We start from the raw sequence: 15,786 nt of genomic DNA on the forward strand, positions 1-15,786 counted from the left end.
ATACAAAGGAGCAGATAAGAAAATATATTAATTAATCAGAAAAAACAAGTAAAGTGAGGTGATAGTAGTGGAAAAGGCATATAAGTTTAGAATGTATCCAAATAAAAAACAGCAAGAGTTAATTAACAAAACTTTTGGATGTTGTAGATTTGTATATAATAAATATCTTTCTAAAAAAATAGAAGTTTATGAAAACAATAAAGAAACTTTTACTTATAAACAGTGCAGTTCTGATTTGACCAATTTAAAAAGAGAATTAGAGTGGCTTAAAGAACCTGACAAATTTTCACTACAAAACACCTTAAAAGATTTAGAAAACGCATATAAAAAATTCTTTAAAGAAAATACAGGATTTCCTAAATTTAAATCAAAGAAAACTAATAGGTTTTCATATAGAACTAACTTTACAAATGGAAACATTATGTACTTTAGTCAATATATAAAATTACCTAAACTTGGTATGGTTAAAGTAAGGGATAAACAAGTACCTCAAGGGAGAATACTTAATGCTACAGTATCCAAAGAACCAAGTGGTAAATATTATGTATCATTATGTTGCACTGATATAGATATTGAAGCATTTGAAAATACTAATAGTCAGATAGGTTTAGATTTAGGAATTAAAGAATTTTGTATCTCAAGTTGTGGACAATTTATAGAAAATCCTAAGTATCTTCTAAAGTCATTAAACAAACTTGCTAAATTACAAAGAGAACTATCGAGAAAAACAATTGGTAGTTTAAATAGAAATAAAGCAAGGTTAAAAGTTGCAAGACTTCAAGAACATATAGCTAATCAAAGGAAGGATTTTCTACAAAAACTATCTACTAAATTAATACGAGAGAATGATATTATTTGCATAGAGGATTTACAAGTAAAGAATATGACTAGAAATCGTAAAATGTCTCGCTCTATTTCTGATGTGTCATGGTCAGAATTTGTTCGTCAATTAGAATACAAGGCTAATTGGTATGGTAGACAAATTGTAAAGGTAGGTAAATTCTTTGCAAGTTCACAAATATGCAATAAATGTGGGTACAAAAACGAGGAAATTAAGGATTTAAATATAAGAGAATGGATTTGTCCTTGTTGTAATGAAACTCACGATAGAGATATAAATGCAAGTATAAATATACTAAAAGAAGGATTAAGACTAATAACAGTTTAAAATAAATAACTTATGTAAGAACCGTAGGAACTACGGGGATAGCCTGTGGAGAATTAGTAAGACATATTTTAGTATGCAAAATTCTATGAAGCAGGAACCCTGTGACTTTAGTCATGGGAGGTTCAGTGATGAATATCATATAGACGAAAATATCTTATCAAATTTGTTTGGAGTAGACATAGAAAAAATAAGAGCGTATAAGAAATATGAAAATGAATTTATAGAAGATTTAGATGTATGGTCAAAAAGGATAAATGTAGTTTTACAACTTGGATATATCATGGATGTTGACTTAGATTCTAGGCTTAGAGGCATTTTAAGTCTTTTGACTAATATGTATAATCTTAATACTAAATTTATAGCTAAGGCTTCAAATGTTGAGGAAAAATACATAATAGATTTTATAAATGGGATAGATTGTATACCAGTAGAAATGAAGTATAGTATATGTGTAGCAGCTATGAATTTGAGTTTAATATTTAAAAATTATGAATGTCAAAGCTGATAAGAAAGAATTTGTGCTTATAGATAACTTTGTATTTAAAATAAAAAGTGAACTCTTTTAAGCGTTCACTTTTTTATACGAATAAATTGTTATTTTAAGATAGACTATATTAATATTAGGTATTTGTAATAAAATATTTATAATCTTATATTTCTAGATATTTAAAGTTTAATTTTTCCATAAATTTGTTCTTTAGTAAAGTAACCAATATTAAGAAGTATTTTATCTAAATTTATTTTAAGAATTTATATAGAAGTAGTAGAGGGGTTTAAGAACAAATTATGAAAATTAGAGGAGAAGCTTACTAAAAAATATTAAATATTTATATAATAATCACAAAGTATATGATTGTCTTTAAATAATAATATACTTTATGATTAATATCATTATAAATAACAATAGCTGAATTATAATTTATTTTTAGGCAAAGGTATAATATGACAATTTTATTATTCACATATACTATAACGATTTTTTCCGTCTGCTTTTGATATATACAGAGCTTTATCAGCTTTGGAAAATAAATCTTTATAGGATTTAATTGAATCATCAACAAAAGCAATTCCAATACTTAATGTTATTTTATGATTATTTTTCAACTTTATTTTACTTGTAGCATTTAAAATCTTACTAGTACTTTCTATTACTAAATCCTTTGTTAATGATTTCATAAATATCATAAATTCATCTCCACCGATTCGAGCAACTATATTTTTATTACATGTGTTTTGTAGTAATATTTTTGATACAGCAACTAAGACTTCATTTCCTTCCAAATGCCCAAAAGTATCATTTACAGTTTTAAAATCATCAATATCAATAACTAATAAAGCATCACTAGATTTTGTCTCAGAATTACAGAAGTAATCTTGAATAAAATCTTCTGATACCCTTTGATTGTATAGTTGTGTTAGTGGGTCACGTTGAGCTTGATTAATTAAAATTTCTAATTTAGATTTGTCATCAGTTATGTCTTTTAAAACACCAATTGTCTTGATAGGTTTATGGTCACTATCATAGATAACTGAACATTGGACACGAATCCATCTCCATTCATCTTTAGTCAATGAGTTTAATTGTCTTATTTCAATTATTTCTCTAAGATTTCCACGAAGAACTTCTAGTAATTTGCCAATATCATCAAGATGAACAATTGCTCCAGACTCTAACAACTTAGAATAATTTTTTGTTTCAAAGTTTTCTAATTCAATTTTTTTATCTATTTCTACACGTTGATATTTTATAAAATTATCATTTCCAATGTCATATTCAAACATAATGTCTGTAATATTTTGCAAAGCGATGCGATATCGCTCTCTTTCTAATTTTAATTCAGATTCTATATTTTTTAATGGAGTAATGTCAGTAATAATGCTATTAATTTTTACTACACCATCACTATTTAATGATTTCATTCCAGTATCTAATACCCACATTAGTGTTCCATTTTTTTTGCGTATTCTATATTCAGATGAATATGTAGCTCCCTTTGCAAAACATCGTTTGCAATCTTCTAGTGCTTTAGGTAAATCTGGCGGATATACAGCTCCTACTGCTGAACCACCACTCATTTCAATAAACTCATCATATGTATATCCTAATATCTTAGGCAATCCTTCGTTAACATAGAAAAAAGAGTATGTATCATCATCATTGCTACCTTTTAATCCACCATTGATATTATTTGTAATCATCTCAATAACTTCTGTTTTTTCTTTTAGCATTCTTTGTAAATAATCATAACTTTGTGTTCCAATTTTGGTAGGGAAGTATTCATCAATCTGCATTTCACCATAAGGATTTGATATATGCATATGTTTTACTAATAATTTCTCTCTATCTTCAATTATCTCAAATGTACAACGCTGATTTACTTCTAATACCATTTGTGCATTCTCTTTAGTACTGACAGTATATTTTCCTAATACCATACAGCTATTTTTATCTTCACTTACAATTTCAAATGTGTCATTACTTATGTCACAAGAAGGCACTTCGTTTTGACCTGCATAAAAATAATCTTTTATTTCATTAAAAGAAGTGAGAAATTCCTGTTCTCCTGGTCCAATCCATGTGACATCTTTAGAAAGGTGTTTTAATATTTCATCAATATCTCGATTTACATAAAAGTTTGTTATAATATGTTTTGCAAATTTAGGTGATTTTTTTAGGAGTATGCTCATGATATTCCCCCTCTCCTTTGTTATTATATATCCTAATTATATTATACATTAATATACTTAAATTAAAAATGTTGTTAAACTGTGATATTTTTATTAAATAAGTTGATTTTAGTTAAAAAGCACTGCAACAAAATCTGTTTCAGCGCTTAGGACTAACGTACTATATAAATACATAATAATATAAAATATAAGTTCAGAAAAAGAAAAATAATTACATATTTTTTATCTAATTCTATCGTTATAGATTTAAAGTTTATTTTACTGTATCAATATCATAGTTGAATGAATTATATTTATATTTAAAAAATTTCTTTAAACATCTTAATTTCTTCAAGCTAATGTATTATAGACTAGATTTTTATTAAATTTTCTATTTTATTTATATCTATATACATGCCTTGTGCAATAGACCTACCATCAATTGCAGATAGATTACATTGTGTATACATAACTGTAACGATTTGACCATCACGCTTTATAAGTCTATATAAAAAAGGCTCAATTTTATTTGTATCAATCATCTCTAAACTCTTTTTATAAATAAAGTCTAAATCATCTGGATGAACAATTGCTCTTAAGTTACCACCCATCTCACCAAAAAATTGTTCTCTTGTATAACCTATAATATCAAACATTTCTTCATTCATATAAGTAATAATCATATCACCAAATAAATCATAGCGAATTATACCAACAGGTAACATTGAATAAAATTGTGATAAAACATTACTTTCATCAAGATGAGTATTTGTCATTTTAGGTATGGAATACGATTCAAATTCATTTATATAACCAGCAGTTTTTATTAAATCTATATGTAGTTTTGCTAAAAGTAATCTGTTTTCTGAAATTATACAATTTGCACTAAAATAGAAATTACTATATTTTTGACATTCAGCAGATTCATCTGATAAAACAGCTTCTCCACTAATTAATAATAAATCTGAGTCAGTATTATGTGGAGTTATACTTTTATAAAGAATAGAAAATTTTTTACCTTTAATATGTTTTTCAAAATGTTCTATTATTTTAGAAAAAGATGTAATTTCTGTTTTACTGTAAAAATCAAACCATTGAATGTCTTCAGTGACATTTGATTTTAGTTTTTGCATGTCTTGCATAATAAAAAATTCGTCAAATATCTTTTCTACCAAAGATTTCCCTATATCAGAATATTTTATAAACATTTCTCCTGGGTTATTTTTTTCAGATAGTAATTTTTCAAATTGTGTGCACTCCATAGGTTTTGCATAATAATAACCTTGAGCAATATCGCAATTTATACTTTTAATAAATTCTACATGTTGTTCTGTTTCAACACCTTCACATACTGTAAGCATTCCAAGAGCTCTTGCAATATTTACTATAGAATATAAAATTGTTGTATTTTTAAAATCATTTAAATTATGAGACAAAAATATTCTATCAATTTTGATTATATCAAAAGGCAGATTTTGTAACATACCAAAAGATGAATATCCAGAACCAAAATCGTCCATTGATACAGAAAAACCATAAGAACGAAGTTCAGTTAATTGTTGAATAATATTATTTGTATTTTCTAATAATATATTTTCTGTGATTTCAATACTGAAATTTGATGTAGAAACACTGTACTTTTCAGTAATACTTTTTAGCATACTTGGAAAATTAGAATTAAAAAAATGAAGACGAGAAAAGTTACAACAAATTGGAACAAAAACATCATTGTTATCAATCCATCTTCTTATGTTTTTGCAGTTCTCTTCAAATAAGTATAAATCTAGCTCGGTTATCAAACCAAACTGTTCGAATAAAGGTATAAATTTATCTGGAGTAAGAATTCCTTTAAGAGGATGTCTCCATCTTGCAAGAGCCTCACATCCAACTATAGTATTGTTTTTTATATTATAGAGTGGTTGATAAAATGCTTCAATTTGTTTAGTTTGTAAGGCCTGTGATATTTCATATAAAAATTCCTTATCATTTTCCAATTGATTATAAAAATTATTATCCTTAAAGTCAAATGAAATGTATCTATTTTTACCTTCTACTTTAGCCTTTTTTAAAGCACTATACACTTGATTGAAAAGCACTAAAGTAGTACTATTTGGCTCGCCATTCCAAATAGTACTACCAATACTAAATGTAACATTGGAGTATATTTCTTTTTCGTTAGGAAGTTGTATTTTTAATTCTCTAGCACTCTTTATAATAGCTGTACCTATATTGTTTAGTTCATCATTTGATACATTTGGAATTACAATTAAAAATCCTTCTCCTTTTAAATAAGCAACTATTCCATTAGATTCTGGAACAAAGGACAGTAGTTTTTGAGTGATATTGATTAATAGATTTTCTCCAACTAAGTATCCATAGATATCATTAAATAATTTAAAGTTATCAATATTTAATAACATTATTCCGATATGTATGTCTTTCAAAATACAGTCATTAATATATTGGTATACAAACTCTCTGTTTGGTATTTTAGAAAAAAAGTCTATTTCATTTGAAATTTTAAATTTATATTTTCTATTGTCTAATTCATTAGCTAATAGCTCTATCTTTTTATTTAACATTTTTATATAATCATAATTTTGCATGGTATTCCTCCATAAGATACTTTAAATTTTGATGACAACTGTATTTATGCTTAAAATATTTAAATGTTAATTTATAAATAATTTGAACAATTAATTTTAAATAAGTATTTCAACTTTATATTCATTAACTTACTTATTATAAGATTAAAAATAAAAATTTTTAAATTAGTAATAATCTTATATAAAATTAGTTAATGTCTAAGTTTGAGTGTATTGAAATATTTCTTTTTTGAATGCAATTATATCATATTTCTTTATAAATAGATAGACTGTAAGCCATGTAGTTAGTAAGATAGAATACATTATAAGTAATTTCAAATTTAATGTTTTTATAAATAAATAATTAATTTATTTATAATTAATTTTTACTTATAATTTAATATTACATTAATAATTTTATATACTTAATTTCAGTTATTTGAATTAAGTTTAATTTTATATTTTCTGATATATACTAGAATAAATGTTAATTTACTAAATGTATTAAAGGATAATTCATAGAAATCTATTTCAAAAAGATATTATATAAATATGTATATAATAGTTATATACATAAAGGATAGAAATCTAAGATATTACTTAAAAAAGTTAAAATTAGAAATATTATAATAGAAAAACAACTAGATTTTAATAACTGATTGTAGAAGCTTTATTTTCATGTCCTTGTTTTAGAGGTGTTTTTAGTATATTCTAAAAATATGATTATAGAGAGAAATAATTTTGATTATAAAATAAAAATAGGATTAGGAAGGATTTTGTCATATAAATGAAAGATTACTATAAAATAGGAGAGATATCTAAAATATATGGAATAGGAAGAGACTCATTAATGTATTATGAAGAAATAGGTATTCTAAAGCCAGTTAGAGACATAAATGGATATAGAATGTACAACATATCAGATATATGGAAACTCAATTTAATAAAAGAATTTAGAAGTTTGAATTTTCCAATGAAAAAAATAAAAGAGTACTTAGATGATAGAAGTATAGAGTCTACAAAAAATATTTTAAATGAAGAGCTTGAATTAATTGATAAAAAAATATTTGAATTTATAAGTCATAAGGAAAATATTATAAAAAGATTAAGTTCAATTGAAAGTGTAATTCAAAATACAAAAATAGATGAGATAGAGGTTGTATATATAGAAAAGAGAAAAGCTTTAGAATTAAATGCTGATATAAGAAGAGATGAGGATTTTGATTTTTTAATTCAAAAACTTCAAAAAGAGTATGAAAATAGATTTAATATACTTGGAAATAATAATATTGGTTCTGCTTTTTCTACTGAAGCAATCAACAAAGGTATATTCAATGAGTTTAAATCTGTATTCTGTTTTTTAGAGAATAGCGAGGAAATATACAATATAGTTTTTGATGAGGGATATTATGTAACTTTAAACTACACTGGAAGTAATTCTAATAATAAAATATATATGGAAAAGGTATTTAAATTTATAAAAGAAAATAATTATAAAATAATTGCTGAACCTATAGAAATATACAAGATAGATATACATGAGACTGGAATTGTAGATGAGTTTGTAACCGAAATTCAAGTACTTGTAACTAAATCGCTAGATTTCAACGAATTAGATGATAAATAGAGTGAAAAAATGCTAATTTGCCACCGATTTGCCACCGTATTATAAAATCGGTGGCAAATTATATTCTGAGACCTTCTAAAATATTTACTGTTTCACTTTCCATTTTATGTGTGACATGAGAGTAAGTATCCATTGTTGTAGTTATTTTACTGTGACCTAGACGCTTTTGTATATCTTTAATATTAGCTCCATTTTCTAAAAGTAAAGTAGCATGTGTATGTCTTAAACAATGAAAATTGAAATCAATATTTAAATCTTTATTTATTATTGCTATTGCCATGTCAATATCACCATGAGTTACAAATGAACCATCTTTTTTTCTGCATACCCAATTATATTCTGTTTTTTTATACCATTTTCCTATTTTAACTTTCTGCTTTTTTTGATTTAGTTTTTCATCTTTTAATATTTTAGATAGAGTATCACCAATTTTAATATCTCTTATTGAAGAATTTGTTTTAGGGGGAGCTAATTCAAAATTGGAATCTTTTTTCCTTACTAAGTTTCTTCTAATTTTAATTATATTATTTTCTAAATCTATATCTTCACAAAATAAGCCTAATACTTCACCTTTTCTCATACCTGTATAAAACCCAATCATCAAAGGAATATAGGCATTTGTCCCAACTGGAAACTTATGTAATATTGTATCAAAATCATTTAAGGTAATAGTTTTAACTTTATTACTAGTATTAGTTTTCACTAAGTTTTTAGGAATACTAACATATTGAACAGGGTTCTCTCTAATAAGTTTATATGGGTATACAGCTAATTTTAAAGAAGTGTTTAAAACACCATAAATCAATTTTAAAGTTCCTTTTGAGTAATTTTTTTCTTCACCATTTTCTGTATATTTTTCTTTTGATTTTATATTTAAAAATTCTTGAATAATAGCAGGATTTATAGATTTCAATTTATATTTTCCAAGACTTGGTTTAATATGATTTTCTATAGCCCTTTTATAATTACCTTGAGTGTAAAACTTGCAATTTAGAAGTACATATTCTTTGTACCAGAAGTCCAAATAATCAGATAAACTAATATTAGTTTCATCAAATACAGTACCAGAGTTTTCAAATTCATTTATTGCATCTCTTAAAGCTTTTTCAGCTTCTTTTTTAGTTTCTCCACCAACTTTTTCTACTTTTTTTCTCTTACCATCTACTATACCTGCATCAAAATAGTAATACCATTTTTTACCTCTTTTTCTAACATGTTTTATATTAACTATGTGGTATGTAAATGCAAATGCAATTGATTGTAATATAAACACGTATTGGTTTTTATATTAACTATGTGGACTTAAAATTAAAAATACTAAAAACACTTACTCAGGCAGGTGTTTTTTTTATTGAAAGGATGTGATAATAATGTAAAAATTTTACTTATATAGTATAATTATGTTACAAAATCATATTATGTGGGGGAATATTATGTTTGAAAAATTTAAGGAATTAAAAAGTTGGCAAAAGGTATTAATTGTTATAATAGGAATTTTATTATTACCATTAACATTGCTATTTTTTTCTATTCTATTTTTAGTAAAAAGTATAATGAAAAAGGGTAATAAGTTGGTGAAAATATTAAAAATTGTTATAAGTTTGTTTTTAATATTTATACTTTTGATGTTTAATTGGGCATGGTGGGGTGATACATTCAAAGTAACAACAGAGCATAATTTAAAGAACCAGCAAGAAATTGAAAGAAAAGAAAAAGAAGAACAAGAGATAAAAGCTAAGGAAGCTAAAGAAAAACAAGAAAAAGAATTAAAAGATAAATTAGAAGCACAAAAGAAAAAAGAGTTAGAAGAAAAGAAAAAACAAGAAGCAGATAAAAAAGCACAAGAAGAAGAACAGAAAAATGAAGTAGAAAAAAGTTTATCTAAGGAAGAAGTAAAAGAAAAAGTAGAATCTGTTATACCTGATAATTTTAAAAATAATACAAGTTATTATGTTGATATGCTTACTCCAACTAAAGGAGATGGGTATATAGTTAGCATTCAAATAGAAGATTCTAAATTTAATAATGAAAGTGAATGCAGAAACTTTACTAAAGAATTAGTCAACAACATAAAAGATATGAATGATATCTATTCAGTAAGAATAAACTTTGTTGATGATGGTACTCTTACTTATGTAGTATGGTTAGAAGATTGGAACAATATAAAAAATGATGTAAATTTAATTGATAGTATAGAATTTGAAGCTAGAAGCTAGTTCTAGGATTAGATTAACTATACATAGTTTTATAATGACTATGTAGTGTGTAAACACAAAAAGCAATTAACTATTTATATTATTAAGAAACATATAGATATAGAGGAAATCAAAAAAGAATTAGGATTAATGGATAGTGATTTAAGTTTAGAGCATTTAGTTGAAGCTAGAATAAATAAGCTATTAAATACTATTGATGAAACGGACAAGAAAGTTTTATTAGATGGATTAATTTAGTATAAAGTGTATTTACAATAGTTAAGGAACGATTTGCAAACTATAATTATGAATAAGAAGGTGGTTATTATGAAAAATTGTTTAGAGTGCAATTACACTTTTTCTATTACAAATAGGCTTAAAAGTATGTTTACTGGAAAACTTAAGTGTAAAAAATGTAATGCCATATATAAACTCAAAAGTAGTATTTATCGTTATATCTACTATTTAATTATATATTTTTCAATTATACTTCTTTCACCAGTTTTTATAAGATATAAAGGGATTTATTTAAGTTATTCAACTAGAATATTAATACTTTTTCTTATACATATTTTTTTTATAATGCTGTATGATTTGATACCTCATAAATTTCAAAAATATACTAAGGTAAAGTAATTAAAATTAATAAAATTTATAAATATATTATTCTAAATAGCATCAGATAAGAAGCTAACTAAATCGATCGAAATTGAAAACTATCAGCATAAGTTTAAAAGATAATTAAGGTTTAAGAGTAACATAGTATGTTTTTAAATCTTACTAAAGTTTTATATTAACTATGTGGTATGCGAAGAAAAAAGTTCTAGAGATAGGTAAAAATGTTGTCAAAGTTTTATATTAACGATGTGGATTTAAATTAAAAATACTAAAAAACACTTACTTTATTGTAGGTGCTTTTATTTTACCAAATTATGCTATAATGTTGTTTGAGATGAGTAATTTGTGGGGGAATTTTGATATGCCAATGATAATAGTAGCAATAATATTAATGTTATTAGGAATAGTTATTTTTATAGGATTTATGCCAGGAAGTTTGGTACTTTTGGCATCATTAATAATTATTTATTTTGTTAGAAAAAAACAAAGAGTTATGTGTATTATATCTTATATGTTTCTTATTTTTACAATATATTTATATGCAGTTTGGGAAGATATAAGCCCATATACAGAAGAAAAGATGGCTATTTTAGAGGAACAACAAAAGAAAGAAGAATCAGAAAGAATCAGAAAACAAGAAGAAATAGATAAGGAAAAAAGGGAGAAAAAATATGGAAAAAAAATCTCAGCAGAGGAGCTAAAAGCAAAATTAGAAGAATTAGTACCTCAAAAATATAAGGGTAGTCACTATAAAGTTGATGTAGTTGAGTCTGGACTTACTCAATTTTATTTAACAGTACAAAACGAAAAATTTGAAAATACTAAAGAATGTCAACTATTTATAAAATATATTACAGAAGAATTAAAGGATTTTAAGATAGATTGTTGTACTTTTGAATTTTATACTAAGGATGATGGGGGTAAGTATAATAGTATTTATATTAAGTACTATAGAGAAGTACAAACTGGTGAAAAATCTGTATTAGATTTACATATTAGTGAAGATAATATTATGACTGATGAAGAGATTCAAAATGGTATAGATGAAGTTAAAAAGAAAAATTATCAGAGTTATGTAGACCCATTAGAACAAATAAAGAAACTAAAAGAGTTGTTAGATTCAGGAGCAATTACACAGGAAGAATATAATAAAAAGAAAAAGGAATTATTAGAATAGATGATATAGTAAGTACTTACAAATATATAGGTGTTCTTAAATTGATAACTTATTTCATTTTAATTTTATAGTTTGAATTTTATGATATAATAAAAATATAGAAAATTTGCAGTGAGCGATATTCGTGATAAAGTAGGATTTAACAGTTGCAATGTAAGGCATTGAGGCTGTGTGATAAGTGTTATCAACTGCACTACTCATGGTTCACTGCAAATTTGAGAGAGTTGTATGTGTGTAAGCATTGGAAATGCTAAGTTTATTTTGGGGTTTTATATTAACTAAGTGGTATGTAAAGTTCATATTCCAAAGATTCTGTTTACATTGAATAGAAGTTTTATATTAACTAAGTGGTATGTAAAGAATTTAATCACCACCTCGATTACTCAATTTGTAAGTCGTTTTATATTAACTAAGTGGTATGTAAAGTATAAACCTTTTTTCATGTTGCACTCTAAAAATCTTAGTTTTATATTAACTAAGTGGTATGTAAAGGGGTTAGAACCTCCCGATTCTAAGACTATTTGAGCTAGTTTTATATTAACTAAGTGGTATGTAAAGTTATAATAGTCAAAACTTTTTAATTGACTATCATAAGGTTTTATATTAACTAAGTGGTATGTAAAGATAATCATACGAGGACAAGATGAGTCTAGTTCTATAGTTTTATATTAACTAAGTGGTATGTAAAGTATACAATAGCACACAAATAGTCTGCTCCCTCATCTGGTTTTATATTAACTAAGTGGTATGTAAAGTTTGCAACAGTATAGGTTATAGAAACTGCATCATAATGTTTTATGTTAACTATGTGGATTCAAAATTAAAAATAATCCAAAAACACTTGCTTATGGTAAGTGTTTTTTTAATTGAAAGGATGTGATTATAATATAAAATAAATATAGAATAGGTAAAATATGTAAGAATTATATGTTATAATATTTTGAGCAAGGAAAATAAAATTGAAAAGCTAAGGGTGATTAAAAAAATAACTTTTAAATTCTAATCAATTAGAGAAATTCACCTTTTACAAAGTAAATTTTATCTCTTTGCTTTCACTATAGCATAAATTAGAAAAAATATGTAAATAAAGAAACAATGCTTATTAAATTTAATAGGCATTTTTTTATTTTAATATTAAATAAGGAAGTGAATATATGGTAAGAAAACTGCTGTGTAATATTCAAAAACACATTAGAAAGGAAATGATAACTTGGTAATAGATATATACATAAAAAATGAAAAAGAAAAAATAGATTTCCATTTCCCAGTTAATCCACAAGATTTTTTATCTATTAAAAAAGAAAAAAGATTTGAAACTGTTCATATAGTGAATTTAGGTGAATTTGACATTAAAAAAGAAGGCGAGAAGATAAGAAAAATATCATTCAAGACCTTCTTACCCAACTTATATGATGCTTCTTATTGTAGATATAGTGAGTTAAAAAACTCTACTGAAATAGTTGCAATGCTTGAAAAATGGTAGACCAAGCCGAACCATTACGCTTAATAGTAACTGGTTTTGGTTACAATGGGTTAGTTACAATATCTAGTTTTAGTAATACTCAAACAGCAGGAAGAGAAGAAGATAGGGACATTGAGATAACATTATTTACTTCATTAATAATTATATTATATATACTAGCAATAAAAAAAGACCCTAAAAGAGTCTTTCCCGAAAAATCTATATATTATAATATAGTTATATTTTCTGCTTGAGGACCTCTAGCACCTTTAACTATATCAAAGCTTACTTGTTGACCTTCTTCTAATGATTTAAATCCTGAAGTTTGTATAGCTGAGAAATGAGCAAATACATCATCTCCACCTTCTATTGATATAAAACCAAATCCTTTTTCATTATTAAACCATTTCACTATTCCATTATTCATTAAAAATACTCCTATTAACCTATATCAAGATATACTTGATTTAATTGTGTATTACCACAAATACTATTGTATCATAGATTAATAGAAATGTCTACTTAATTATATTTTTAAGTTAACATTTCTGCTTGTTTTTAATATTAAAAATATATTTAAGAGCTTTGTATTACTATAGATTGGTGCGAATGGAGATAAAGTTAAAAGAGATTCTCTAGAAAACAAAATCTATATAACTTTGTATTTACAAAATTATAATAATCGTATGAACTACTGATATAAGCAGTCAACATATGTGTACACTTATCCATTTTATCTCTAAACATATAAATTATTATCTCGCTAAAAAACTTTCATAAAAACAAAAAGAACTATATATTTTTGGTAACTGGATGACATAATTTATAAGAATTTTATAAGTCTTAGTCCCTATAGCTTTGCGTCACTAAATTTCTATAGTTTTGCCGATTTAGTTTTATTCTACAATTTAATAATACAATGCAATTAGTTATTATTCAACATATGTGTTTGAAAATTGAATAAGTTTATAGATATGAATAATATTTTTTATATATAAAAACAAACTAAATAAGTAGAATATATGGTAAATTTTACCTGTAGTTTTTGTATTAAAAAGCTCCTATCATTAGTTTAAGTTAGACTGAATGAGGGAGCGACACAAGATGGAAGAAGAAATGTTAATAGAAAAATTATTAAGAGCAGAACTAATATTAATGGAGTATTTATGGAAAAAAGATTCCATAATATCTAAAAAAGAAATTGTAAAATATATAAAACAGAGGTATGGATGGCATAAAAGTACAATAAAAACACTATTAAAAAGATTGGTTGATAAAGGTTATTTGGCTAGAGATATTATAAAATTTCAATCTCATTATAAAATAACAATAGATAACGAAGAATATTACGCTTTTAAGAAAAAGGTACTAAAATCTAGTAAAAGTAGAAAAATAATGCGTTTTCTTACTACCACACATAAATCTATAAGCAAAGATAAGTTAGACTCATTAGAAGAGTATTACAGTAACTTAAAAGAATGATATGGTGAAAATTGGGTGGTATTATTTACCTTAATTCTCTTGTTTGGAAAACTTTATTAAGATAGAATTTTATTTATATATGAATCGACAAGGGGGTATATATAACGTGAAAATTAGTAAATTACCAGAAGCGGAATTAAAAGTTATGAGATATATTTGGGAATCATATAGAATATTGACATCAAGAGAAATTGTTGAAGCCATGGAACAAAAATATAAATGGAAAGACACGACTACATTTACAGTATTAAAAAGATTGCAAAGAAGAGAGTTTTTAGAAACAGAGAAAATAGATAAACGTACTCACTATAATGTACTAGTAAAAGAAAAACAATATCAGAGATTTGAAACAAGAGAATTCATAAAAAATATACATAAAAATTCAATTAGAAGTTTGATTTCAGCATTACATAAAAATGATGAGAAAGTAGATGAAAAAAATTAAATGAGTTAGAAGAATATTTTAAGAGTTTGGAAAAAGATGATTAATAAAAAATATAGTATTATTTAATAAAAAAATGGAGTAGCAATTTTTTGCCACCTATTTGCCGCCCAACTTATTATATAAAATTAACTATAAATAAAAATATAAGATAAAATAAAAACATTGATTTAATGTCTGATATTTTAATGGTTTCAAAATAAATATAAATAAAGACAAAGAAAATACTACAATTTATAACCGAAATTCAAGTACTTGTAACTAAATAGCTAGATTTCAATGATATATCAAACAAATCTTCAAACAATCAGATAATATCACAAATTCACTTACATTTTGTTTAAGTTTAATCTATAGTATATA

13 protein-coding genes, 1 pseudogene, 1 CRISPR repeat array and 1 riboswitch are annotated in these 15,786 nt (G+C 24.8%); of the genes and pseudogenes, 10 read left to right on the forward strand and 4 right to left on the reverse strand.

What is annotated here, in order from left to right:
- The first annotated feature begins 58 nt into the window (after positions 1-58).
- Both tnpB and ACTG44_RS07390 read left to right on the forward strand, forming a co-directional pair.
- A complete protein-coding gene (gene tnpB, locus ACTG44_RS07385; protein ID WP_479918478.1) occupies positions 59-1,168 on the forward strand; it encodes an IS200/IS605 family element RNA-guided endonuclease TnpB in 1,110 nt (369 codons plus the stop codon).
- 85 nt (positions 1,169-1,253) lie between these two features.
- Entirely contained in the window at positions 1,254-1,673 is a 420-nt protein-coding gene (locus ACTG44_RS07390; protein WP_479918479.1) for an HTH domain-containing protein, read from the forward strand.
- A gap of 449 nt (positions 1,674-2,122) precedes the next feature.
- Here the strand turns inward: ACTG44_RS07390 and ACTG44_RS07395 are convergent, their stop codons facing one another.
- Positions 2,123-3,856, reverse strand: coding sequence for a sensor domain-containing diguanylate cyclase (locus ACTG44_RS07395; protein ID WP_479918480.1), 1,734 nt, complete (start codon positions 3,854-3,856; stop codon positions 2,123-2,125).
- A gap of 350 nt (positions 3,857-4,206) precedes the next feature.
- Entirely contained in the window at positions 4,207-6,441 is a 2,235-nt protein-coding gene (locus ACTG44_RS07400) for an EAL domain-containing protein (RefSeq protein ID WP_021384166.1), read from the reverse strand.
- Positions 6,442-7,207: 766 nt separating this feature from the next.
- Between ACTG44_RS07400 and ACTG44_RS07405 the strand changes: the two genes are divergently transcribed.
- Positions 7,208-8,047, forward strand: a complete 840-nt coding sequence (locus ACTG44_RS07405) for a MerR family transcriptional regulator (protein ID WP_479918481.1) — start codon at positions 7,208-7,210, stop codon at positions 8,045-8,047.
- Between the two features lie 58 nt (positions 8,048-8,105).
- Here ACTG44_RS07405 and ACTG44_RS07410 read toward each other — a convergent pair whose 3' ends face one another.
- The gene (locus ACTG44_RS07410) at positions 8,106-9,320 is read right to left on the reverse strand and encodes a tyrosine-type recombinase/integrase (protein WP_479921522.1); all 1,215 of its coding nucleotides are present in this window, start codon (positions 9,318-9,320) and stop codon (positions 8,106-8,108) included.
- A gap of 160 nt (positions 9,321-9,480) precedes the next feature.
- On the opposite strand from ACTG44_RS07410, the gene ACTG44_RS07415 reads away from it, so the two are divergent.
- From ACTG44_RS07415 to ACTG44_RS07435, 5 genes are all read left to right on the forward strand, one after another.
- Positions 9,481-10,263 carry a hypothetical protein gene (locus tag ACTG44_RS07415; RefSeq protein ID WP_479921523.1) on the forward strand — a complete coding sequence of 261 codons (783 nt, stop codon included), beginning with the start codon at positions 9,481-9,483 and terminating at the stop codon, positions 10,261-10,263.
- A 45-nt stretch (positions 10,264-10,308) separates the two neighbouring features.
- Positions 10,309-10,500, forward strand: a complete 192-nt coding sequence (locus tag ACTG44_RS07420; protein ID WP_479920083.1) for a hypothetical protein — start codon at positions 10,309-10,311, stop codon at positions 10,498-10,500.
- A gap of 721 nt (positions 10,501-11,221) precedes the next feature.
- Positions 11,222-12,037, forward strand: coding sequence for an SHOCT domain-containing protein (locus ACTG44_RS07425; RefSeq protein WP_021384222.1), 816 nt, complete (start codon positions 11,222-11,224; stop codon positions 12,035-12,037).
- Between the two features lie 266 nt (positions 12,038-12,303).
- Positions 12,304-12,792: a CRISPR direct-repeat array (repeat unit 29 nt; unit sequence GTTTTATATTAACTAAGTGGTATGTAAAG).
- A gap of 455 nt (positions 12,793-13,247) precedes the next feature.
- Positions 13,248-13,520, forward strand: coding sequence for a putative peptidoglycan-binding LysM domain protein (locus ACTG44_RS07430; RefSeq protein ID WP_021384214.1), 273 nt, complete (start codon positions 13,248-13,250; stop codon positions 13,518-13,520).
- Positions 13,514-13,753, forward strand: coding sequence for a hypothetical protein (locus ACTG44_RS07435; protein WP_021384177.1), 240 nt, complete (start codon positions 13,514-13,516; stop codon positions 13,751-13,753). The genes ACTG44_RS07430 and ACTG44_RS07435 overlap by 7 nt, the downstream gene beginning before the upstream one ends.
- Here ACTG44_RS07435 and ACTG44_RS07440 read toward each other — a convergent pair.
- Positions 13,726-13,926, reverse strand: a complete 201-nt coding sequence (locus tag ACTG44_RS07440; RefSeq protein WP_021384215.1) for a cold-shock protein — start codon at positions 13,924-13,926, stop codon at positions 13,726-13,728. The two genes, ACTG44_RS07435 and ACTG44_RS07440, sit on opposite strands and share 28 nt — an antisense overlap.
- 374 nt (positions 13,927-14,300) lie before the next feature.
- Positions 14,301-14,396: riboswitch (cyclic di-GMP riboswitch) on the reverse strand.
- A 207-nt stretch (positions 14,397-14,603) separates the two neighbouring features.
- On the opposite strand from ACTG44_RS07440, the gene ACTG44_RS07445 reads away from it, so the two are divergent.
- Together ACTG44_RS07445 and ACTG44_RS07450 are read left to right on the forward strand one after the other, a co-directional pair.
- Positions 14,604-14,981, forward strand: coding sequence for a BlaI/MecI/CopY family transcriptional regulator (locus tag ACTG44_RS07445; RefSeq protein WP_021384211.1), 378 nt, complete (start codon positions 14,604-14,606; stop codon positions 14,979-14,981).
- A gap of 106 nt (positions 14,982-15,087) precedes the next feature.
- Positions 15,088-15,470, forward strand: a pseudogene (locus tag ACTG44_RS07450) (BlaI/MecI/CopY family transcriptional regulator).
- Positions 15,471-15,786: the final 316 nt, after the last annotated feature.

The sequence above is a fragment of the Clostridioides sp. LIBA-2809 genome (genome assembly GCF_056688965.1).

Coding starts and splice junctions, on each gene's coding strand:
- ACTG44_RS07395 (WP_479918480.1), bottom strand. CDS start 3,856: ATGAGCATACTCCTAAAAAAATCACCTAAATTTGCAAAACATATTATA.
- ACTG44_RS07390 (WP_479918479.1), top strand. CDS start 1,254: ATGAAGCAGGAACCCTGTGACTTTAGTCATGGGAGGTTCAGTGATGAA.
- ACTG44_RS07400 (WP_021384166.1), bottom strand. CDS start 6,441: ATGCAAAATTATGATTATATAAAAATGTTAAATAAAAAGATAGAGCTA.
- ACTG44_RS07440 (WP_021384215.1), bottom strand. CDS start 13,926: ATGAATAATGGAATAGTGAAATGGTTTAATAATGAAAAAGGATTTGGT.
- ACTG44_RS07435 (WP_021384177.1), top strand. CDS start 13,514: ATGGTAGACCAAGCCGAACCATTACGCTTAATAGTAACTGGTTTTGGT.
- ACTG44_RS07415 (WP_479921523.1), top strand. CDS start 9,481: ATGTTTGAAAAATTTAAGGAATTAAAAAGTTGGCAAAAGGTATTAATT.
- ACTG44_RS07445 (WP_021384211.1), top strand. CDS start 14,604: ATGGAAGAAGAAATGTTAATAGAAAAATTATTAAGAGCAGAACTAATA.
- ACTG44_RS07425 (WP_021384222.1), top strand. CDS start 11,222: ATGCCAATGATAATAGTAGCAATAATATTAATGTTATTAGGAATAGTT.
- ACTG44_RS07405 (WP_479918481.1), top strand. CDS start 7,208: ATGAAAGATTACTATAAAATAGGAGAGATATCTAAAATATATGGAATA.